Origin of the sequence: Shewanella zhuhaiensis (genome assembly GCF_022484835.1) — a bacterium.
GTDB classification, from domain to species: domain Bacteria; phylum Pseudomonadota; class Gammaproteobacteria; order Enterobacterales; family Shewanellaceae; genus Shewanella; species Shewanella khirikhana.
In genome coordinates this window covers 713,452-735,772 of sequence record NZ_JAKUDL010000002.1, presented here as the reverse complement: position 1 = coordinate 735,772, position 22,321 = coordinate 713,452, and the positions used below count along the sequence as shown (strand labels likewise).

The following is a 22,321-nucleotide window of genomic DNA, read 5'->3' as shown; positions in this document are numbered from 1 at the left end:
ATGCACCTATCCTACAGAGATGCTACGCGCAACTGGTGCAACTTTGGTGCTTTCCTGAGAACTTTCACATGCAACCAGCTTCATGCCGAAGCGTTTCAGCTCCAGACCGCCGAAGTTGTTTACCATGAAGCTGGAACTGTCCACGGTATACATTCCGGCGCTATATGGTACGCCTTCATCGACTTGCAATTTCATCTGCACTGGGAACTTGCCGCCTAAGTACGCATAGGCCACTTGTTCATGCAGTGTTCGCCCAGGCTTGCCGTCCTTGGGCGGCATGGTACGGGTATGGATTTTGGCATCTTCTTGGAATACTTCGATTTTTAACATGGTGACACTCCTTAGGCGTAAGCTCTAAATGGCAGTATGTTTGAGTGAGCCGATATCGGCATGTGATACCAGTCAGGTACAGGTAACGGTTTGATCTCAATTACCTCCGAGCGCCGCAGTGTTGGACACATACGGCTGACATCAAAACGCTGACTGATGTCCAGTCCGATAGCTTTCAGGCGAGATTTGTGTTCGTAGTACTGCCTTTCAGACAGGATTTCACGCAGGTCTGACCCATGTTGCCACATGGTGCAGTAAGACATGGTCGTGTTAGCCTGACGCAGGGTTTGAACCGCGCCCGCCGCAAGCAATTGATGTGCAATTGATTGGTGTTCATCGTGGGATATCTGGATAGTTTTCATAGCGTTCTCGATGTCTTTCAGGTGCGGATAAAAATCTTCTTCAGTGACGCGGCCGTAAAATTGCAGCTGATATCGTTTAAGCATGGCCTGTCTTATGCTGTGTTCTTCGCGTACTACACCGTGTAACTCGCAGTAATTAATCAGGTTTTCTAAATATTCAAGCCGCTCGACTGCGATACCGTCTTTCTTGCGTTTCTCCTTGTTCAGATGCCGTTTGATTTCCACATGTTTGTTGTAGAGCTTGGTCATCATCCACGTTGACGCTTCGCCCCAGTTACAGGTATGGCCGTCCGGATACAGCTTGGGTGCACGACCACGGCCAATTTGCATGGATGACATGCCGCGGATAAATGAGGCTTCTCTGCCCTGCCCGACCTCATGGTTTACCGTCCAGTCGATAGCAGTGATTTCGGCTCCATTGCCGACAAGCTGAGCTTTCTTGCCATCGGCTGTCTGGCGGTAATAAACATGAGTATTTTTGGTGAACGGGGGCAAGTTGAATTGGCTGAGTACGTGGTTAAATACGCTCACGCATTCATCCAGTGTTTGAAGGCCGAACAGATTATCCATGCGCTGCCAGCGTGACGGATTACCTTCCACCCTGACCCGCTGACCATCACAGCGAATGGTGAGCTTGGTACTGAATGATCCTTCGAGGACTTTCTGATTGACCGAGGGCGGCAAGTGCTCACCAGTTTCCATGTCTATCCGCTCAATGACATGCGTACCGACCAGAGGCAAATTGCCCTCCGGATGGTCTTGCTGCATGAACAAGCGGTCGATGAAAAACAAGTGTGCCAAAACCCTGTCAAATACATTTTTCTGTATGCTAGCAGCAACAGAACTGTGTCTCAAGGTTCGCATACAGAAAACGTGGTGTAGAATGAAACAAAACGTTATCTGGAGTCGATAAATGAGCATCGGAAGTGTAATTAAGGACAGGCGGATAGCCTTAAATCTGAAGCAGGAAGATGTAGCAGATAAAGTCGGTGTAACCGTGCAGACCTATGGTAAATGGGAAAACGACAAGACCGAGCCAAAAGCCAGTCAAGTTTCCGCGCTAAGTAAAATTCTTCGTGTCTCTGAGCGCGACATTTGCTCCGGTGAACGTACAGACGGCTCAGACATCGACCCTATCAGCTTTATGAGGCACATTGCCTCTGCACGACGCCTCATTGATGATGTCAGTTACTCCTTGATGATCTACGACCATATGGACGACCCCCACGGGTTTATCGCAACCTTAGAATCAGAGCTGAAAAAACGTCATGGCTTTGGTGTTAAAGAGGTTCAGCAACAGGAAGTAGATCCCTCAGATTACGATGCCGCTGTTGGCGAAACGCAAGCAGAGAACTCGATGAATAGGGTGTGAAATTGCGGAATTCCGCAGTTAGTTTGGGTGTAACACACACCCAAACCTAAAAAGTCCCTCGCCGGCTTCGATGTTGCCGGTACCATATTGGTACAAGAGTCCACTGTTAAAGTAGGTGGACTCTCGCGTTTACCAGGAGCGATTATTGATGTTCGCTTCGCTCCTGGGAGCCTCCTTCCCGCTCTGGCGGGTCCCTTCCTCCCATGCGCTCGGCGACCCGTGAAATTCTCAAAATTGAGAAAAAAGTGCGGTATTACATACACGCACTTTGACTTTCGCCCTACTGCTGCCGACCAGCCCCCTCACGGGGCTGCCCGTCATCGTTCGGGCTCAGGTGATGTGCGGTTTGATTTCTGTAAACAAATAATCAGATTCTGGGACTGAAAAGCGGGACGCCCGAAGGGCTTGGAACCGTGGGAAACCACGGTAAAGTTCGGGTGTCACTGGAACCCCGAACCTGAAAGGCTAAAGCGTCTGGCAGGATGGCCGAGACAGCGGAGGCGCTGGAATGACGCGCTCCCGCCGCTGGCCGTGTCAGTGCGTGACTGACGCAGGGCTTTGCATCAGGGGTCACGACCCCTGATAACCCCCTACATCAAATACGCAATGCAGATTAGAAAATTGATAGCTTTGATTAATACTCGCGAATCAATCGAAATAACTATCGTCATGAGCTGCCTCCTCTAAGTTGAGGCGCGCGCACATAAACCTTGATAGAGCAATGCATTAGCTCTATATTGGCTTTGTTGTTACGTGTGAGCACGCTAGTGTAAACACCTTGCATGGTTGGTTTGTTGGACGCATTCCAACCATGCCCCCTTATCGCTCGTCAAATAACCACCGAGCGACATCTTCAGCAATATACTCGCTTAAAAAATCTCAGTCAAATCATTGACTTATAAATCTTTTTATTTATGGGTCGAGAGATGAATTGAAAATGGCAATTCGCACAACGCAGATTATGCAAAAAGGCCGCCGGTCATCGCTATGATACCTTGGCGGCCTTTCTACATAATCTCGGTCACATTGTGCGCATTTAGGTGTGAGGCTGTTTGTGTTCTGCGGTGTTGGGCTCGATTATCCTGCTGTTGGTGCGAAACGCCTTCTACTAGAGCCGCCCATCATCGATGGCTTTAAGCATAATCTGCCAATATGTCTCCAGACGATTAAGTCACTGTATCGAATTGCGCCCTGGGCACCAATACCTGTGTGCTTAACCTTGGCTGATGTTAATTATCAAGTACCTAGTGTGAGTTATTCATCCACACTGCCTATACTGATATCTGTTTGCACATTTGCATCAGCCTGCTCAAGCCATTGCCAGCAGCGCTGCTCACAGTTGCCACATGGATTACTTGCCGTTGTGACTTGCGGACCATGCACCAGCGCTTGCCCAGGCTCAAGGCCAACACTTTCGTGGGGGCGATTTCCCAAATCCTGTCTCAATAATCTGTTCAGGTCTTGCTGTTGCAGCGACTTATTGCAGCCCGCGCGCTCCTTACAGGCCCACAGGCACAGTTGCCACACACGCTGCTTTGACAGGCTGTCCAGGCATTTTACATCTGCTGCGCACAGATGGCCTTCATAAATAAGCCGGGCCAGTAACGCCTCCGGCATGGCGAGATTGATATTTTTCAAGGTGATACATCCCTTACCCATAATTGAATATCTTAGATGATAATAATTATCATCTAGATTGAGATCCAGGATTTTTGCCCCAAAATTTGCGCTGGCGCCAATTTGTTGAACTACACTGAAATGGAACGGCACGAATACGCTCAATAGGTAGAGGTCATCTAATGCTCATTGATATGGCTAAGAAAAACCCCCTGTTTTCCGGTAAGAAAAAGGTTGAGTCAGAAGATGCTGGTCCAGCGTGGAAAGTCCTGATCGTTGACGATGAGCCCGACGTTCACACGGTTACCAAACTGGCCCTGTCACGTTTTAAATTGGAGGGACGCTCCCTTTCCTTTATTAACGCCTACAGCGGCGAACAGGCCAAGGAAATCCTCAATACAGAAAAAGACGTGGCTGTCGCCTTTATCGATGTGGTGATGGAGAGCGACCACGCCGGACTTGAGTTGGTGAAATGGATCCGTGAGGAGCTGAAAAACCGCACCATGCGCATTGTGCTGCGTACTGGTCAACCCGGCCAGGCGCCGGAAGAAGATGTTATCGTCAATTACGATATAAATGACTACAAGGCCAAGGCCGAACTCGACTCCCGCAAACTGGTTACCAGCGTCTACTCTTCCCTGCGCTCCTACCGCGACATTATGGAGATAGAACAGGCGCGTCAGGTGCAGTTAAAGCATCGCAAAGGCCTCGAGCGGGTGCTTGAAGCGACCTCCGGCCTGTTTGAGCTGCGCACTTTACATAAATTCGCCGACGGCTTGCTCACCCAGGTGGCCAGCCTGTTAAATCTTGATACTGAAACCCTGCTGTTATCCTGCAACGCCATGGATGCTATCAGCGGCAATGTCGATTCTCATGAGCTGGAAATCCTTGCCGGCACTGGCCAGTTTGCAGCCCACCACGACCGGGCACTGGCGCCCAATGTGCTGACGTTACTGAAAGAAGCCTTGGCCCAAAAGCGTTGCCTGTACGAACAAAACTGCTTTGTCGGCTACTTCCCAACCAAAGGTGGGCTGATTAACCTGCTTTATATGGATGGCATTGATCGCATCGGTGACCTGGATAAGCAGCTGATTGATATCTTTGCCATCAATGTGGGGGTGGCATTCGAAAATCTGCTGTTGAATCAGGAAGTGGAAGACACTCAGTCCGAGCTTATTCTTCGGCTTGGGGATGTGGTGGAAAGCCGCTCCAAGGAAGCGGCCAATCATGTGAAACGCATGGCAGCTTATTGCTATGATCTTGCCCTGCTTGCAGGGCTTTCGGATTATGAGGCTGATCTGCTTAAGCGCGCCGCGCCAATGCACGACATTGGTAAAATCGCGATCCCCGATGCGGTACTGCTGAAACCTGGCAAGCTTGATAATGATGAGTGGCAAATCATGCGCCAGCACCCGGTGATTGGCCATCAGATCCTGGCAAACTCAGAGCGACCAATTCTTACCGCCGCCGCCACTATTTCGCTGCAACACCATGAAAAATATGATGGCAGCGGCTATCCAGCAGGGTTGAACGGTGAGGCCATCCACGTGTATGCCCGTATTGTCGCAATTGCCGATGTGTTCGATGCCCTGTCCCACTCTCGCTGTTATAAAGAAGCATGGCCACTGGATAAGGTACTTGAAGAGATGAAGCGCTGCTCAGGCACTCACTTCGATCCTGTGCTGCTGCAACTCTTTATAGACAATATAGATACCTTTGTTGCCATTAAAGAGTGCTGGAAAGATACCGCTGAGTAGCAAAGCCGCTATTGGAAATGCTAACCGTGCGACTGAGGGTTAGCTTATATATTGGCGTATACATTAGTGGTGATGATAACGCAGCGACTGCCTTGAACAGTCAACTGCCTGCGCTCGTGTAAATGTTACGACTTTGGGTTGTCAGCAAGAAAATCAAACCAAGCCTGCTTAGTCAGGCCTTGTTCGTCAGTGAAGCTCACCATCAATCGCCACACCATATAACCACTGGCACAGCTGCCGTAAATTGCGCTGGCCTGATAGTGATTTTCAGCCTCTTGCTGCCATTTAAGTGGGATAAGCCCCATAAACATGTCTCGGCCTTCAATACGGCTATCGCCGATTACCACAGGCGAGCTGAATTTAAGGTTAAATTTCAGCGGCTTTTCACTGGGCGCATTGGCAGGGTTTAGTTCCAGCGTGATGATATTTTCACCAATCGTTTGGGTGCATGGCCCTGAGTGGAAGTCGCAAAGTCCGGTTTCCTCAACCTTCACTTCTGCGGTTTTTTGACCCTGATCACATCCTGAGCCGATAAACGCGATTAAGACTGCGCAAACGACGGGGAAAAAGCGGTTACCTAGCACAACAATTCACCTTATGCTGCAAGACGTTAACATTCTATTGCTCGGCTTGATCCAGATCAACAAAGCAGCCCCAGGTCCGGTATCTTTTTTGACGCAGCTCAAGTATCATTGCAATGCCTTGCTACAGGTAACAAAACTGCAGGCAAAGACATTGACAGTCGGCATTGCACCCGATAGGGAAAGTGTCGTTTGTCATGATAACAAACCGGTAAAGCTCGTCTTTACTCACATTACAAGTAAAAGTAATAAGCAGTGGAAGCACTATGATGAACCATTCCCAGCCTAACGGCGCTGATTACAATTACACTGTCGTGCGCCAATTCGCCCTTACCACAGTTTTGTGGGGCATTGTTGGTATGTCTGTCGGTGTACTTATTGCGGCTCAGTTGATCTGGCCACAGCTGAACTTCGATACTCCTTGGTTGACCTATAGCCGCTTGCGGCCATTGCACACCAATGCGGTAATCTTCGCGTTCGGTACCTCAGCGCTCTTCGCCACCTCTTACTATGTTGTTCAACGCACCTGTCAAACCCGTTTGTTTGCGCCAGCTCTGGCGTCATTCACTTTCTGGGGTTGGCAAGCCATCATTCTGGCTGCGGCCATTACTCTGCCTCTGGGTATCACCAGCGGTAAAGAATACGCCGAACTGGAATGGCCTATCGATATCGCTATCGCCGTTGTTTGGGTGAGTTACGCTATCGTATTCTTCGGCACCATTATCAAGCGTAAGACCTCGCACATTTATGTTGCGAACTGGTTCTTCGGCGCCTTTATCATCACCGTTGCTGTGCTGCACATTGTAAACTCCATGGCTGTACCTGTTAGCCTGTGGAAGTCTTACTCTATCTATGCCGGCGCCGTGGATGCCATGGTGCAGTGGTGGTATGGTCACAACGCCGTAGGCTTCCTGCTGACCGCAGGCTTCCTGGGTATGATGTACTACTTCGTACCTAAGCAAGCTGGTCGTCCAGTGTACTCTTACCGTCTGTCTATCGTGCACTTCTGGGCACTGATTGCACTGTACATCTGGGCCGGTCCTCACCACCTGCACTACACTGCTCTGCCCGACTGGACTCAGTCGCTGGGTATGGTGATGTCTCTGATCCTGTTCGCACCTTCATGGGGCGGCATGATCAACGGCATCATGACCCTGTCCGGTGCATGGCATAAGCTGCGTACTGACCCTGTACTGCGCTTCCTGGTGGTATCTCTGTCCTTCTACGGTATGTCTACCTTCGAAGGCCCGATGATGGCTATCAAGACTGTAAACGCCCTGTCTCACTACACTGACTGGACCGTTGGTCACGTACACTCAGGTGCTCTGGGTTGGGTTGCCATGGTGTCTATCGGTTCTCTGTATCACCTGATCCCGAACCTGTTCGGTCACGGCCGCATGTACTCTACCTCTCTGGTAAACGTACACTTCTGGCTGGCAACCATAGGTACTGTACTGTACATCGTTGCCATGTGGATCTCTGGTGTGATGCAAGGTCTGATGTGGCGTGCGGTTAACTCTGACGGCACCCTGACCTACAGCTTTGTTGAAAGTCTGGAAGCTTCTTATCCGTTCTACTTCGTCCGCTTCCTGGGCGGCTGCTTCTTCGTAACTGGTATGCTGATCATGGCCTACAACGTGTATCGCACCGTTAAAGCGCCTAAAGATTCACTGCCTGCGCTGACTGAAGCCAAAGCTGCATAAGGAGTAGACACGATGAAATTCAATCACGAATTAATAGAGAAGAACATCGGTTTGCTCGGTATCTTCACCGTGCTGGTGATCAGCATCGGTGGTCTGGTACAGATCACACCGCTGCTGTTCCAGAAAGATACCACTGAGCCAGTTAAGGGCCTGCGTCCTTACACCGCCCTGGAGCTTGAAGGCCGTGACATTTACATCCGTGAAGGTTGCTATAACTGCCACAGCCAGATGATCCGTCCTCTGCGTGCAGAGACTGAACGTTACGGTCACTACTCTGTTGCCGGTGAGTCTGTTTGGGATCACCCATTCCAGTGGGGCTCCAAGCGTACCGGTCCGGATCTGGCCCGTGTTGGTGGTCGTTACAGTGACAAATGGCACGAAGTTCACCTCATCGATCCTCGCGCTGTGGTTCCTCAATCAAACATGCCTGGCTTCCCATGGCTGGCAGAAAACAAGCTGGATGGCAAGTTGACTGCTCAGAAAATGGAAGTCTTCCGTGGGTTTGGTGTTCCCTATACCGATGCTGACATCGCCAACGCTCAGAAAGCCGTAGAAGGCAAGACTGAGATGGAAGCCATCATCGCGTACCTGCAGTCTCTGGGACACGCACTCAAATAAGGAGGCAACTATATGGATTACGGCACATTACACGGACTCGTTACCATCGTTGTAATGCTGACCTTCGTCGGTATATTTGCTTGGGCTTATAGCTCCCGTCGCAAAAAGCAATTCGACGAGGCTGCTAACCTGGTGTTCTCTGATGAAGAGCACAAGGAAATGAAGGACTCAGGAGAGCAAAAATAATGTTGATGAGTAACTTCTGGAGTATGTGGATCAGCATACTCACAATTCTGGTGATCGTAGGCTGCTTCGTGCTGCTGAAGATCTGTTCCAAGAACACGACGCCTGATATCAAAGAAGGCGAGTCAATGGGTCACAGCTTCGACGGTATCGAAGAGCTGAACAACCCACTGCCAAAGTGGTGGAGCTATATGTTCTACATCACTATCGTGTTCGGTGTGATTTACCTGGCACTGTACCCAGGTCTGGGTAACTTCAAAGGTTACCTCGGCTGGAGCAGCTCTAACCAGAGCATTGGTACCGAGCAAGGCATCAAGGCGGATTCCAAGGCTGCGATTGAGAACGCATCCAAAGAAGGTCGCTGGGTTCAGTACGATCAGGAAGTTAAGGCTGCTGACGACAAGTTCGGCCCTATCTTCAAGAAGTTTGCTGAAACCCCACTGGAAGAATTGGCAAAAGATCCTGAAGCACTGAAAGTGGGCGGTCGTCTGTTCCTGCAGAACTGTTCTCAGTGCCACGGCTCTGATGCCCGCGGTAGCCTCGGCTTCCCTAACCTGACTGACAGTGACTGGCTGTATGGCGGCTCTCTGGCCGAAATCAAGACCAGCATCATGAACGGTCGTCGCGGTATGATGCCTCCTAAAGGCGGTCTGCCAGTGGATGACAGCGAAATCCCGGGTCTGGTTGCTTACCTGCACAAGCTGGGTGGCACCGAGCATGATGCAGCACTGGCCGCTCAAGGTCAGGGTTCCTTCATGAAAGGCTGTTTCGCCTGTCACGGTATGGATGCCAAGGGTAACAAGCTCATGGGCGCCCCTAACCTGACTGACAACATTTGGCTGTACGGTTCCAGCGATGGCCAGATCAGCGAGTCAATCAAGTATGGTCGCAGTGGCGTGATGCCAGCATGGAAAGACGTGCTGGGTGAAGAAAAAGTTCACGTAATCGCCGCCTACGTTTACAGCTTGTCAAACAAGTAAAAACGTCACCAAAAAAGCAGGCCCCGATAGCAAATCGGGGCCTTTTTTTAAGTGATAACTCATACATTTGGCGATAGAATATTGCCACTTAATTCTTCGATGGTATTAGTCAATGAGCGAGCAGCAAGCCTGGTATAAGCAGTTCTGGCCCTGGTTTTTAATTATCCTTCCTATGTGCGCGGTTATCGCAAGTTTTACCACCCTGAAAATCGCATTGGATAACTCAGACTCATTGGTCGCCGAGGAGTATTACAAAAAAGGCAAGGCCATCAATATGGACCTGTCGAAAATCCAATATGCACGCCAACTGGGCATGCAGTTTTTACTGAAGGTAAAAGACGGCAGCATTACCATAGAGCAGCACGGCGGCCCTGCCTATGCCGCAGCGCTCGACACCCGTTTCTACCACCCCACCATTGCCGAACGTGACTTCGACAAGATGCTGACTCAGGATGCATCCGGGCTGTATCGCATCACTCCGGAGAAAGAGATTTCCGGTTTCTGGGAAGTGCGCATCGAGAGTTTCGACGGCAAGTGGCGTCTGCAAAAGCGTCTCGAACTTGCTGAGGGCAAAGAGCACTGGCTGAACTGAGTCAGATATGTCACAGCAACCGTGTTTCCACTGCAATGAGCCGGTTCTGACCGGCAATCAATTCATTACCCGCATCGATGGCAACGATGAAATCATGTGTTGCCCCGGCTGTCAGGCCGTTTCCCAGGCCATTGTCGATGCGGGCCTGCTCTCCTATTACACCTATCGGACCGAGCCGGGTAACCGCCAAACGGCACTGGTGCCGGAAAACCTGAACCATTACAGCGCCTACGATCTGCCGGAAGTACAGCAAGACTTTGTGCATGGCCGCGATGGTCTGGACGAAGTGACTCTGAGTATCGATGGTATTACCTGCGCTGCCTGCGCCTGGCTGATTGAGCATAAACTACAGCACGTCGAAGGCGTGGAGCGCATTCAGGTTAACTCCACCACCCAGCGTGCCTTTATTCGCTGGCAACCCGGCAAAATCAAACTGAGTGAATTACTGTCTGCCATTGGCAGCATTGGCTATTCGGCAGCGCCGTTTCAGCTTGATGATCAGGAAGTAGTCGCCAAACGCAACAGCCGCCGCTTTTTGCTGCGGCTTGGGCTTGCAGGCTTTGCCACCATGCAGGTGATGATGTTTGCCCTCGCCCTGTACGCGGGCTACTTCACAGACCTTGAAACCGAGTTTCGTGATTATTTTCGCTGGGTCAGCATGATTTTTGCTGCCCCGGTGGTGTTCTACTCAGCGCAGCCATTTTACTTCAGTGCCATCCGCGCCATATTGAGCGGCAAGCTGAATATGGATGTATCTGTCTCTATTGCGATATGCGGCGCCTATATCGCAAGCTGCGTTGCCACCATCAATGGTACCGGCGAGGTGTACTTCGAGTCGGTGTCCATGTTCACCTTCTTTTTGCTGCTTGGGCGCTATTTCGAACAAAATGCCCGCCAAAAGGCTTCGGTCAGCTCCAGCAACCTGCACAAGTTGGTGCCGCTTACCGCAAGCCTGGTAACAGACTCAGGTGTTGAAGAAATCCCGGCCAAAAAGCTGGCTGTTGGCGATGTGATTTTGGTGAGTCCCGGTGACGTGATTGCCGCCGATGGTCTGGTGGTCGATGGCCTCTCCGGGGTTAACGAATCCATGCTTACCGGCGAGCAGTTGCCCGTCGCCAAAGGCGTTGGCGCTGAGGTCTATGCAGGTACAATCAACCTAGAGCAGCCGCTTAAGGTTAAAGTAACCGCCACCGGCCAGGATCAGCTGGTCGCCGAAATTATTCGCCTGCAGGAAATGGCTTCCAATGCAAAGCCCGCAATTGCGCTGACCGCCGATAAGTTAGCCCGCTATTTCTCTGCCACTATTCTGACCATTGCCGCCATTACCTATGTGGTGTGGCGTCAGTTCGCCCCGGAAGATGCCTTTTGGGTCACCCTGTCAGTGCTGGTTGCCACCTGCCCCTGCGCCCTGGCGCTGGCGACGCCTACTGCGGTGACCTGTGCGACTGGACTTTTCACCCGCCTTGGGATTATTTCAAGGAACGGCAGCGTATTTGAAAAGCTGCCGAGGCTAAACCATGTGGTGTTTGACAAAACAGGCACCCTGACCTGCGGCCATTTCAGTCTTGGGGAGGTAAAACTCTTCTCAGAAATGGATAAAGAGCAGGCACTTGCCATTGCCTCGGCGCTGGAAAAAGGCTCGCTCCACCCCATCGCAAAACTGTTCAGCCAGTTCCCCACTCAATTCAGCGCGGCAGAACCTGCTACCCAGGTGGGTTTTGGTGTCTCCGGCTTGATTGATGGCAGCCGTTATTACATTGGCAGTGGCGAATATCTAAAGGTTGCAGGCGCAAGCGAACTCACAGGCCAATGGGTCTACCTTGGCAATGACACTGGTCTTATCGCAGCCTTTGAAATTCAGGACAAACTCAGGGACGATGCCAAGCACACCTTAGATACTCTGCGTGCATCCGGTCTTGGCGTCAGTATTGCCAGTGGTGACACCTCGTTGCACCTTAGCAATGTGGCCAACACCCTGGGAGTCAACGATGTACATGGCGGCCTTAAACCTGCGGATAAGCTTGCCTTTATCGAAAAACACCGCTGCGAAGGCAAGGTCGTGGCCATGTTTGGCGATGGCATCAACGATGCCCCTGTGCTCGCCGGCGCCGATTTGTCGGTTGCCATGGGCAGCGGCAGCGCGGTCGCGAAGAACAGCGCCGACCTGATTTTGCTTGGCGATCACCTTAGCCGCTTTATCGATGCCGTAACCATTGCCCGCAGCACCAATCGCATTATTCGGCAGAATTTGGCCTGGGCTCTGGGGTACAATGTGTTTATTCTGCCCCTCGCCGTTACCGGCCATGTGGTGCCCTATATTGCCGCTATCGGCATGTCTGCCAGCTCACTGATTGTGGTTGGCAACAGTTTAAGGCTGCTGAGGTTAAAGCCATGAGCATAATTTACGTACTTATCCCTATCGCCATGTTATTTGTGCTCATTGCCGTTGGGGTGTTCTTCTGGGCGGTACGCTCTGAGCAGTTTGATGATTTGGACCGCCAGGGCGCATCCATTCTGTTTGATGAAGATAAACCCAACAAAGCCGCCAAAGTTCACGGCGACAATCCCCCTAATAAAGACAGCAACGCGGAACCCCAGTGATGGAATACAACCTGCTGGGCGCTCTATTGGTTGGGCTGATGGGGGCTGGCCACTGTTTTGGTATGTGCGGCGGCCTGGTGGGTGCCTTCTCCAGTCAAATTCCGGCGCCCCAGCGCCATCAAAATCCCCTTGCCCATCGCCTCAGCTATCTGCTCGCCTATAACCTTGGCCGTATCGGCAGTTACACCTTAGCCGGAGCGCTGGCAGGCGGCCTTACCGGTGGCCTGGCGTTTTTGTTTGATGCCCAGTCGCTGCTGCTGGTAATGCGCTTCGTTGCCGGGACGATGATGATTGTCCTTGGCCTCTATATCGCCAAAATCTGGGCTGGTGTAACGGCGCTTGAAAATCTTGGCCGGGTGCTGTGGAAACGCCTTGAGCCTATTGGCAAACGAATGCTGCCTTTGGATACCCAGCTTAAGTCATTCAGCGCCGGCGCTGTGTGGGGCTGGCTGCCATGTGGCTTGGTGTATTCAACCTTAACCTGGTCAGTGGCGAGCGGCAGTGCCCTGCAAGGAGCGCTGATTATGCTGTGTTTTGGCCTGGGGACGCTGCCCGCATTGCTCAGCGCCGGAATAGCCGCCAGGACCCTTGCCAACTGGTTGCAAAATCGCACCATGAGGTGGTTAAGTGGGGCGCTGCTCGTAGCCTTTGGGCTGCAAACTCTATATATTGGTGTCGCTCAGCTCGGCTAGCCCGGCAAGTGCATTTGAGTTAACATGTAGTTAATAAAAAGGTTTGGGATCACACAATGCCAATAGAACAAAATAAACTCCGCCGTCCCGCTGCTACAGGTTGCACCATTCATTGTCATGATTGCAGCATGGGAACGTTGTGCATTCCTTTTACGCTTAACTCAAATGAGCTTGACCAACTCGACAACATCATCGAGCGCAAAAAGCCGATTCAGAAAGGCGAACAGATTTTTAAGTCCGGCGATTCATTGAAATCGCTGTACGCCATCCGCTCCGGTACCATCAAAAGCTATACCATCACGGAGCAAGGTGACGAGCAGATCACTGGTTTCCACCTGGCTGGCGACGTGATTGGTTTTGACGGTATTCACGCTCAAACCCATCAAAGCTTCGCCCAGGCCCTGGAAACCTCCATGGTGTGTGAAATTCCCTACAACACTCTGGATGACCTGTCAGGGTCCATGCCCAAGCTTCGACAGCAGATCATGCGTTTGATGAGCAATGAAATCATGTCAGATCAGGAAATGATCCTGCTGCTCAGCAAAAAGAACGCCGAAGAGCGCCTGGCTGCCTTTATCGCCAATCTGGCTACCCGCTATGGCAATCGTGGTTTCTCCCAGCGTGAGTTCCGCCTGACCATGACCCGTGGCGATATCGGCAATTACCTCGGCCTGACCGTGGAGACCATCAGTCGCCTGCTTGGCCGGTTTCAGAAGTCTGGTTTGATTGAGGTTAAGGGCAAATACATTACCATTCTCGACTTTGCCGGACTCAATACACTTGCAGGAAACGCGCGTATCGCAAGATAATCGCAAGTGATTGATCCAAAACAAAGCAACGCCCAGTCGCTCGTTCATCATAGGAAGTGAAACCAAGCCAATTTCAGGAGGCAGCCATGAAGGATTATCAGAAGTTATTGGTCGTGATTGACCCCACAAACGATCGTCAGGTGGCTCTTGAACGTGCAGTGGAGCTTGCCGCCAAAAACCAGGGCAGCATCACCGTATTTCTGTCGATTTTCGACTTCTCCTACGAAATGACTTCTATCCTCTCTGCCCATGAGCGTGAAGCCATGCGTAAAGGGGTGATCGATCAGCGCGTGGCCTGGCTTGGCGACATCCTTACCCCTTATGTAAACAAAGGCCTTGAAATCCAAACCCAGGTGGTTTGGCACAACCGTCCCTTCGAAAGCATTATCAATTTTGCCATTGAAGGTGGGTTCGACGTCATCATCAAGGGCACCCATGAGCACGATAAGTTAAAGGCCGTTATCTTCACCCCAACCGATTGGCACCTGATGCGTAAGGCGCCGGTACCGGTTTTGCTGGTGAAAGAACACGACTGGCCGGTTGACGGTAAAATCCTCTGTGCCGTCAACGTCGCCACTGAAGATCCTGAGCATCAGCAGCTCAATGGCAAAATCATCGAGCATGCCAAGGCGCTCGCCGCGCAGTTTAATGCCCATGTACATCTGGTGAACGGCTACCCGGGCACACCGGTAAACCTTGCCATTGAACTGCCCGACTTCGACGCCCACAGCTATAACGAATCTATTCGTTTGCAGCACGAGCAGCGGGTGCAGTATCTCGCTGGCGCCTATGGCATTAATCCAGAGCATTGCCATGTGAAAGAAGGCTTGCCAGAAGATGTGATCCCCGAGCTTGCCGTGGCCTTGGACGCTGAGCTTGTGATCTTGGGTACCGTTGGCCGCACCGGCTTTTCTGCCGCGCTGATTGGTAACACAGCCGAGCACGTCATCGACAGTCTTAACTGTGATTTGCTGGCCATTAAGCCCGACGGATATAAATCTCCGCTTGTGGAAGGCTAAGGCTTTACCCTAAGCCACTAAGCTGGAATAATACGCGCCCTGAAACCTAGGTTACCGGGCGCTTTTTTATGTCTGACGTTGTAATGTCTGAAATCCAGCAAGACGAACTTTCCAAAAAACAGATCACTCGCCTCAATAAGCTGCAAAAGCGGCTGCGTCGCGAAGTTGGCAGCGCTATTGCCGACTACAACATGATTGAAGAAGGCGACCGGGTGATGTGCTGCCTGTCCGGCGGCAAAGACAGCTATGCCATGCTGGATATTCTGATAAACCTGCAACAGCGCGCCCCTGTGTCGTTCGAAATCGTTGCGGTAAACCTCGATCAGAAGCAACCCGGGTTTCCTGAGCACATTTTGCCTGCCTACCTCGACAGCCTTGGGATCCCTTATCACATCCTTGAGAAAGACACTTACTCTATCGTTAAGGATAAAATTCCCGAAGGCAAAACCACCTGCTCTTTGTGCTCTCGCCTGCGTCGCGGCACCCTTTATGGTTTTGCCCAGCGTATCGGCGCCACCAAAATTGCCCTGGGTCACCACAGAGATGACATCATAGAAACCCTGTTTCTGAACATGTTCTACGGTGGCAAGATGAAGGCCATGCCGCCTAAGCTGTTATCCGATGATGGTGCCAACGTGGTTATTCGTCCCCTCGCCTATTGCCGCGAGAAAGATATCGAAGAGTACGCGCAGCTTAAAAACTTCCCCATTATTCCGTGTAATCTGTGTGGTTCGCAGGAAAACTTAAAGCGTGCCGCCATTAAAGACATGCTTAAGCAGTGGGACCGCCAGCACCCTGGCCGTATCGAAACCATCTTCACCGCTATGCAAAATACTGCGCCATCTCAAGGGGTTGACCGCGAGCAGTTTGATTTTGTGTCGCTTAAGCAAGATCCCAATGCCGAGTTCCGCGGTGATGTTGCCGAAGCTGATTTGCCCGCCTTTGACTTTATGGATGTCTCCAACAGCGGCCATATAGATTTGGACAAAGCGGCCAAGCCCGTGGGTGAGCGCATCGATATTGTGTCTACCTTCACGCCATAATTAGCGCAAAGTAGCTGACATAAAGAAGCCCGCATCATGCGGGCTTTTTTAATGGCCGTGCTTAAGGGCGCAACTCCCCCAATAACACAATCAACTCGCTGCGTTGGCTGGGGCTTTTTGCGGCCTTAGACCGAGTTATTGAGTGCGGTTAAACCAGGGGCTGACCACAGATGCCGCTTTGCTGAATTTGAGGGTTTCGGTGGCATCAATCTCATTACTGCCAAGAATAAACGCACCATTGACCACAGACTCAATACCATTACGGCCGACAGTGGTTTCTGTATCGTCAAACACAAATCGAATACCATCGGCAGGCTTGGCGAAGTACTTCATCGGGAAGCCCTGCAGTGCAGCTTGCAGGTCATCCATTTCCTGTTTCAAAGCAATCAAATCTGCGGCAGTATAGGCAGCTTTTGGCACCCGCTCACGGATTTGCAGCGCCAGACCACAGCCTTCGGCATCTCCCTGGGTTTCGAGTTCCACCAGGGCGCGCATGGTTTTCAGCTCATCATCAAAGGGGATGTACAGCCTTTGATCTTCTGTAAAGGTCAGCGGAAAGCGCTTGGTTTCTGTGGTAATTTCACCGCTGACAATTTTGCAGCCTTCCGTTTGCGGCACAGAAAAGGTCAGCTCCACTCTTGGATATTCGCCTCGATTTACCACCTTCAGGCGGTCATGGAACCCTGCGTACTCCAGCGATACTTTGCCGGCAAATCCGGGCATCGACAGCAACAGGCTAGACAGCAGACACAGCTTGATTGTCCGTTTCATCATTGGTTTCCAGATATTTTTGGTTGTGCCGCAACATTTGCAGCAGTTCATCCACGTAGGCCTCACGGCGCTCGGAATAATTCAGCAGCCCGTAAACCAGACTGGACGCATCCGGCTCTTGCCCTTTCAGGCGCTGCTCGGCGCGAATGGCGCGAAACAGCTGATAAGCAGGATGGGTATTTAAATTGTTGATATAGGACGCAATGGCATCTTCCACCGTGTTAAAAACGGTGACTTCATGGCTCATATCCTGGCCGCGAGCCGAGGGCACAATACCGCAGCCTTTGCTGTAGCACCACTGACCGAAAAGGTTCAACCCTTCTTTGGCAAAGCGCGAGCTGCCCCAGCCGCTTTCATTGGCCGCCTGCACCAGCACCAGTGACTCTGGCACTATATCGATGCGTTTTAACAAGCGTTCTGCGGTTGCAAGCTCAGTGGCTTCCTCAATATCGTATTCAGCAGCCAGTCTTGCCAGGGCTTTACTTTCTTTGCGTGAAAGGTCTTGTCCGCTGTTCAGCTTTACAAGCATTCGGTTAACGTTTTCGCGCTTTTTCAGGGTGCTCTGGTTAATTTTCTGTACGATCGGGCGCAGAAATTCAAAAAAAGCGGCCTTTTTTTCGCCAACATCCTGATAGGTTTCGAAATCCGGCAACCTGGTTGTTTGCGACAAGGTTGGCAAGATTTTCATGGTGTTACGAGGGGCGTCCATTTCCGGTATCAGGCTTATCCGTAGCAAAAAAATCGCAGTAAAACACAGGGCGAAAGCAAAAATAAGCGTAGATATCTTACCGGTTTTCAATAGTTTAATCCTGTTATTCAGGCGAAAGTATGTTCGCACCCGGCATTATATGTGATAAGGCTCCCATAGCAAAATTAATGGCTGTATAATCCAGCCGTTTTATCTAAACTATTGGGGTTTAGATTGCCCGACAAGGGGTGTCGGCGCTTTCAGTTATATGTCAGGGAAGTCGCAGATGGATATTTTGCAGCTTAACGATTATCGCAAAGTGGTCGCCATTGGCGGCGGTCACGGTCTTGGACGGGTACTTTCCAGCCTGTCATTTCTTGGTCCCAGACTCACAGGCATTGTGGCCACCACAGATAACGGTGGCTCCACAGGTCGCCTGCGCGCGCAGCATGACTGTATCGCCTGGGGCGACCTTCGTAACTGTTTATCCCAATTGGCCGACCGGCCGTCCGTAGGTTCACTGCTGTTTGAGTACCGCTTCGAGGGCGAGACCGAGCTTGGTGGTCACAACCTTGGCAATCTTATTCTCTATGCGCTGGATCAGTTGTGTGTACGACCACTCGAAGCGGTCAATCTTATTCGCGGCATGCTGAAAATCGAGTGCAAACTGATCCCCATGTCCGAGCAGCCAACCCATCTGGTGGCGCTGGAAGCCTGTGGTAATCGGGTGTTTGGTGAGCTGGATGTGGACAGGCTTGAAAGCCATCCCATCGCGCTTTCGCTTGAGCCAATGGTTGAACCGACTCAGGAAGCCTGTCAGGCAATTGAGGAAGCCGAACTCATCGTACTGGGCCCGGGCAGCTTTTTAACATCCACCCTGCCCGCGTTATTGCTGCCCAAAATCGCCGCAGCCATTCGCCGCTCGAAAGCCAAGGTTATCCTGATTGATAACCTCACCGCTGAGGTGTCAGCCGCCGCCAACCATCTTTCGCTAAAAGAGCGCATCGATTGGTGCCATCAGCTGATTGGCAAGCCGATGATTGAGCGGGTGTTGTGCCATGCCGATGAAGAACGTGTTGATGGCATTTGCCATTATTTACCACTTAAGAGCAAACATCACCGCGGTTTGCATGATACCCAGGCGCTGGCGAAAGCTATTATGTCACCTATGGGTCGCAGCAGGCTGATTGCCTGAATCAGCAAATACAAATCAACAGTGACAAAAAAAGGCTGCAATCGCAGCCTTTTCTATTTTGGAACCTATGCTGGGCGATTTACGCGAGCACAGCCGCAATCGCCTTACAAATGGCAGGCATGTTGCTTTGGGTCATACCGGCCACGCTGATGCGGCCCGAGCCAACAATATACACACCATGTTCGTTTTTGAGCGCTTCCACCTGAGCTTTATTCAGGCCAGAGAAGCTGAACATCCCCATTTGGTGGCTGATAAAGGAAAAGTCCTGAGCCACGCCGGCGTCGGCCAGGCTTTCCACAAACAAGGTACGCATCTTGGCGATGCGCTCACGCATTTCAGCGAGTTCCTGCTCCCACTGCGCCTTAAGCTCTGGACGGCTAAGGATGGTGCTGACAATCATGGCGCCGTGAGCCGGTGGGTTTGAGTAGTTTGCACGAATGGTGCGTTTGATTTGGCTGAAAGCAACGTTGGCTTCATCATTAGTAGCGCCCACCAGAGTGACAGCACCGATACGCTCGTTATACAGACCGAAATTTTTCGAAAAGGAGTTGGCAATCAAAAGCTCAGGCACCATGGATGCCACCAGACGCAGCCCTTCGGCATCTTCTTCAATACCACGGCCAAAGCCCTGATATGCAAAGTCAAACAGTGGAATTAGGCCTTTGGCAGCACATAGCTCACCCACCTTCTGCCACTGCGCCAAACTCAGGTCGATACCGGTTGGATTGTGGCAGCAGCCGTGCAGCAGCACCAGGTCACCTTCATCAGCGGCATCCAGTGAGGCCAGCATGGCGTCGAAGTCGATACCGTGGCTCTTCGCATCGTAGTAGCCATATTCCTTTACGGTCAGACCGGCGGTTTCAAAAATGTTCTGATGGTTTGCCCAGGTGGGGTTACTCACCCAAATCACCCGGCTTTGGGTGTTACGAACCACAAACTCTGCTGCGATGCGCAGCGCCCCTGTGCCGCCCGGCGCCTGAGCAGTCACGGCGCGGCCAGCATCAAGCACTGGATGGGATCCACCAAACAGCAACGCCTGCACCACCTTGTTGTACAGGGTTACGCCTTCGATGCCCAGATAGTTCTTGGTGGTTTCCTCGTCCAGCAAAATGGCTTCTGCCTTTTTGACGGATTTCAGTACCGGCGTCTGCCCTGCCTCATCTTTATAGATCCCTACCCCGAGGTTGACTTTATCGGTCCGTGGATCGGCCTTAAAGGCGTCGGTCAGACCTAAAATCGGATCGGCGGGTGCGGGTACAACCTGGGAAAATATCATGGGATCTATCCTTTATTCAGTGAGGGTAACGAAAACCGCATAGTTATAGCATTGCGCGCCGCAGCCGTTAAGCCATGCCTAAAGATTCTTTGTGAAAATCTCTAATAGATGAATATTCGTCAAAATTTTGAATAAAACTTTGATAAGTATAAAACGGATTTGAAATGGGAGAGAGTTGGAACTTGAAGTGGAGGCGCGACCCGGAGTCGAACCGAGATCGACGGATTTGCAATCCGCAGCATAGCCATTCTGCCATCGCGCCACTAAGTGAATAAGGAAAGATTGGAGCGACATATCGGGTTCGAACCGATGACCTATACCTTGGCAAGGTATCGCTCTACCAACTGAGCTAATGTCGCATTTGTCGCGTATAACCTCGTCAAACTAGGCTTGGTATCGCTGCCTTTGCCTGACTGAGCTAATATCGCATTTCCTTACTGCCAACAGAGTTCCCTGTCAGCGAGTTGCATTCTACCTTTTTCGATCGACCAGTCAACGGCTTTTTGCCCCGAAATGTGCTGTCTGGCGGTTAATTGTGCGAACAATAACAAAAGCCCGGCATTGCCGGGCTTTTTAGCTGTCAACCTGATGCTGATTACTCGGACACAGGCAGTGACAGGTGGTTCAGGCCGAGCATTTTCTGCATCACGCCGACTACCTGACAGCTGTAACCAAACTCGTTGTCGTACCACACATACAGGATGGCGCGCTTGCCATCGGCGATAGTGGCTTCGGAGTCTACTACACCGGCGTAACGTGAACCTACCAGGTCGCTGGATACGATTTCAGTAGAGTTGGTGAAATCGATTTGGTTTTGCAGCGGTGAGTGCAGCGCTACATCCAGCAGGTAGTTGTTGATATCGTCTTTGCTGGTCTCAGCATTCAGGTTCAGACTGAGAATAGCCATGGACACGTTTGGCGTAGGTACACGGATAGCGTTACCGGTCAAACGACCTGCCAGTACCGGCAGCGCCTTGGCAACGGCCTTGGCAGCACCTGTCTCGGTGATAACCATGTTCAGCGGTGCGCTGCGACCACGGCGATCAGCCTTGTGGTAGTTATCGATGAGGTTCTGGTCATTGGTGTAGGAGTGGATGGTTTCCACGTGACCGTTTTCGATACCGTACTTGTCGTTGATGGCCTTCAGCACCGGAGTAATGGCGTTGGTGGTGCAGGACGCGGCAGAAACGATAGTGTCTTCATCGAGAATGTCGTTATCGTTCACGCCGAATACGATGTTCTTGATGTTGCCTTTGGCAGGAGCTGTCAGCAGTACCTTGGCAGCGCCTGGACTCTTGAGGTGCAGACCCAGACCCGCTTCATCTTTCCACACGCCGGTGTTATCAACGACCAGCGCATTGTTGATGCCGTACTTGGTGTAATCCACTTCTTCCGGACCGTTGGCATAGATAATTTGGATGTAGGTACCGTTGGCGATGAGGGCGTTATTTTCTTCATCGATTTCCACAGAGCCATTGAATGGACCGTGAACAGAATCGCGGCGCAGCAGACTGGCACGCTTCTCCAGGTCGCCGGCACGGCCGCCACGGATAACGATGGCGCGCAGACGCAGCTTGTTACTTCGGCCGGTGCGTTCAATCAGCAAACGGGCCAGCAAACGACCGATACGGCCAAAACCGTACAGAACTACGTCTCTTGGCTCTACTTCATCGGCATGGTCAATGGCGCTGGCCAGTTCGCGGGCCATGTAGGCCTCGATTTCACTGGCGTCGCTGTGGTTGCGCCAGTAATTCACGGCGAGCTTGCCGATATCCACTTTACACTGCTTAACTGCCAGCTTGCTCAGGGCCTCAATAAAAGGGAAGCTTTCGCGCAGACGCAGTTTGTCACCTACGTGGCGACGCACCAGACGGTGAGCCTTAATGATTTCGATGGTAGAGGCGTTCAGCAGAGGCTTGCCATAGACAACAACTTCTACACCTTGGTTGCGATACAGTTTACCCAGCAGAGGTTGCATAGCCTCGGCCATTTCAAATCGTTCTTGCCAGCTTTGCAGGTGTTTATCAGCACTCATGTACAGATCCTTTATCTCACTTTTCTATATTTATTTACAGAAAGGTTTGAGTAACAAACAGAAACGACCATAATCAGTTTAGTATAGGGTCGGGCTC

The 22,321-nt window shown here is 51.5% G+C and carries 22 protein-coding genes and 2 tRNA genes; 14 read left to right on the top strand and 10 right to left on the bottom strand.

Going from position 1 to position 22,321, the window contains the following annotated elements:
* Positions 1-6: 6 nt before the first annotated feature.
* Positions 7-330, bottom strand: a complete 324-nt coding sequence (locus tag MJ923_RS08895; protein WP_240590771.1) for a G5P family DNA-binding protein — start codon at positions 328-330, stop codon at positions 7-9.
* Between the two features lie 11 nt (positions 331-341).
* Positions 342-1,484: a phage/plasmid replication protein, II/X family gene (locus tag MJ923_RS08890; protein ID WP_240590770.1), complete on the bottom strand. Its 1,143-nt coding sequence runs from the start codon at positions 1,482-1,484 to the stop codon at positions 342-344.
* 121 nt (positions 1,485-1,605) lie between these two features.
* On the opposite strand from MJ923_RS08890, the gene MJ923_RS08885 reads away from it, so the two are divergent.
* Positions 1,606-2,064, top strand: a complete 459-nt coding sequence (locus MJ923_RS08885; RefSeq protein WP_240590769.1) for a helix-turn-helix transcriptional regulator — start codon at positions 1,606-1,608, stop codon at positions 2,062-2,064.
* A 1,254-nt stretch (positions 2,065-3,318) separates the two neighbouring features.
* Here MJ923_RS08885 and MJ923_RS08880 read toward each other — a convergent pair.
* Complete coding sequence (locus tag MJ923_RS08880) at positions 3,319-3,846, bottom strand: hypothetical protein (protein ID WP_240590768.1); 528 nt, start codon at positions 3,844-3,846, stop codon at positions 3,319-3,321.
* Positions 3,847-3,863: 17 nt separating this feature from the next.
* Here MJ923_RS08880 and MJ923_RS08875 point away from each other — a divergent pair, with 17 nt between their 5' ends.
* Entirely contained in the window at positions 3,864-5,438 is a 1,575-nt protein-coding gene (locus tag MJ923_RS08875; RefSeq protein ID WP_240590767.1) for a DUF3369 domain-containing protein, read from the top strand.
* 125 nt (positions 5,439-5,563) lie between these two features.
* Here the strand turns inward: MJ923_RS08875 and MJ923_RS08870 are convergent, their stop codons facing one another.
* Complete coding sequence (locus MJ923_RS08870) at positions 5,564-5,932, bottom strand: hypothetical protein (RefSeq protein ID WP_240590766.1); 369 nt, start codon at positions 5,930-5,932, stop codon at positions 5,564-5,566.
* A gap of 353 nt (positions 5,933-6,285) precedes the next feature.
* On the opposite strand from MJ923_RS08870, the gene ccoN reads away from it, so the two are divergent.
* The 11 genes from ccoN (at position 6,286) to ttcA (ending at position 16,259) form a co-directional block, all read left to right on the top strand.
* A complete protein-coding gene (gene ccoN / locus MJ923_RS08865) occupies positions 6,286-7,722 on the top strand; it encodes a cytochrome-c oxidase, cbb3-type subunit I (RefSeq protein ID WP_240590765.1) in 1,437 nt (478 codons plus the stop codon).
* A gap of 12 nt (positions 7,723-7,734) precedes the next feature.
* Positions 7,735-8,340, top strand: coding sequence for a cytochrome-c oxidase, cbb3-type subunit II (ccoO, locus tag MJ923_RS08860; protein ID WP_126166948.1), 606 nt, complete (start codon positions 7,735-7,737; stop codon positions 8,338-8,340).
* Between the two features lie 12 nt (positions 8,341-8,352).
* A complete protein-coding gene (locus tag MJ923_RS08855) occupies positions 8,353-8,526 on the top strand; it encodes a cbb3-type cytochrome oxidase subunit 3 (protein WP_126166949.1) in 174 nt (57 codons plus the stop codon).
* A 5-nt stretch (positions 8,527-8,531) separates the two neighbouring features.
* A complete protein-coding gene (gene ccoP / locus MJ923_RS08850) occupies positions 8,532-9,503 on the top strand; it encodes a cytochrome-c oxidase, cbb3-type subunit III (RefSeq protein ID WP_126169455.1) in 972 nt (323 codons plus the stop codon).
* Positions 9,504-9,615: 112 nt separating this feature from the next.
* Positions 9,616-10,095 (top strand): FixH family protein, encoded by a 480-nt coding sequence (locus MJ923_RS08845; RefSeq protein ID WP_126166950.1) that lies wholly within the window; start codon positions 9,616-9,618, stop codon positions 10,093-10,095.
* 7 nt (positions 10,096-10,102) lie between these two features.
* Entirely contained in the window at positions 10,103-12,490 is a 2,388-nt protein-coding gene (locus tag MJ923_RS08840; protein ID WP_240590764.1) for a heavy metal translocating P-type ATPase, read from the top strand.
* Positions 12,487-12,696: a cbb3-type cytochrome oxidase assembly protein CcoS gene (ccoS, locus tag MJ923_RS08835; protein ID WP_240590763.1), complete on the top strand. Its 210-nt coding sequence runs from the start codon at positions 12,487-12,489 to the stop codon at positions 12,694-12,696. The genes MJ923_RS08840 and ccoS overlap by 4 nt, the downstream gene beginning before the upstream one ends.
* Positions 12,693-13,388: a sulfite exporter TauE/SafE family protein gene (locus MJ923_RS08830; protein WP_240590762.1), complete on the top strand. Its 696-nt coding sequence runs from the start codon at positions 12,693-12,695 to the stop codon at positions 13,386-13,388. The genes ccoS and MJ923_RS08830 overlap by 4 nt, the downstream gene beginning before the upstream one ends.
* Positions 13,389-13,444: 56 nt before the next feature.
* Positions 13,445-14,197: an electron transport transcriptional regulator EtrA gene (gene etrA / locus MJ923_RS08825; RefSeq protein ID WP_240590761.1), complete on the top strand. Its 753-nt coding sequence runs from the start codon at positions 13,445-13,447 to the stop codon at positions 14,195-14,197.
* 86 nt (positions 14,198-14,283) lie between these two features.
* A complete protein-coding gene (gene uspE / locus MJ923_RS08820; RefSeq protein ID WP_240590760.1) occupies positions 14,284-15,216 on the top strand; it encodes a universal stress protein UspE in 933 nt (310 codons plus the stop codon).
* Between the two features lie 83 nt (positions 15,217-15,299).
* The gene (gene ttcA / locus MJ923_RS08815) at positions 15,300-16,259 is read left to right on the top strand and encodes a tRNA 2-thiocytidine(32) synthetase TtcA (protein WP_126169456.1); all 960 of its coding nucleotides are present in this window, start codon (positions 15,300-15,302) and stop codon (positions 16,257-16,259) included.
* A gap of 135 nt (positions 16,260-16,394) precedes the next feature.
* On the opposite strand, the gene MJ923_RS08810 is transcribed toward ttcA, so the two are convergent.
* Positions 16,395-17,030, bottom strand: a complete 636-nt coding sequence (locus tag MJ923_RS08810) for a DUF2987 domain-containing protein (protein ID WP_240590759.1) — start codon at positions 17,028-17,030, stop codon at positions 16,395-16,397.
* A complete protein-coding gene (locus MJ923_RS08805; RefSeq protein ID WP_240590758.1) occupies positions 16,996-17,739 on the bottom strand; it encodes a glucosaminidase domain-containing protein in 744 nt (247 codons plus the stop codon). Before MJ923_RS08805 ends, MJ923_RS08810 begins: the two co-directional genes overlap by 35 nt.
* A gap of 265 nt (positions 17,740-18,004) precedes the next feature.
* On the opposite strand from MJ923_RS08805, the gene yvcK reads away from it, so the two are divergent.
* Positions 18,005-18,913, top strand: a complete 909-nt coding sequence (gene yvcK / locus MJ923_RS08800) for a uridine diphosphate-N-acetylglucosamine-binding protein YvcK (RefSeq protein WP_240590757.1) — start codon at positions 18,005-18,007, stop codon at positions 18,911-18,913.
* A 79-nt stretch (positions 18,914-18,992) separates the two neighbouring features.
* Here the strand turns inward: yvcK and MJ923_RS08795 are convergent, their stop codons facing one another.
* The 4 genes from MJ923_RS08795 to MJ923_RS08780 all read right to left on the bottom strand — a co-directional run bounded on the left by MJ923_RS08795 (position 18,993) and on the right by MJ923_RS08780 (position 22,224).
* Entirely contained in the window at positions 18,993-20,189 is a 1,197-nt protein-coding gene (locus MJ923_RS08795; RefSeq protein ID WP_240590756.1) for an amino acid aminotransferase, read from the bottom strand.
* Positions 20,190-20,377: 188 nt separating this feature from the next.
* Positions 20,378-20,451 (bottom strand) — tRNA-Cys (locus MJ923_RS08790).
* A 21-nt stretch (positions 20,452-20,472) separates the two neighbouring features.
* Positions 20,473-20,548 (bottom strand) — tRNA-Gly (locus MJ923_RS08785).
* Between the two features lie 236 nt (positions 20,549-20,784).
* Positions 20,785-22,224: a glyceraldehyde-3-phosphate dehydrogenase gene (locus MJ923_RS08780; protein ID WP_240590755.1), complete on the bottom strand. Its 1,440-nt coding sequence runs from the start codon at positions 22,222-22,224 to the stop codon at positions 20,785-20,787.
* Positions 22,225-22,321 lie beyond the last annotated feature (97 nt).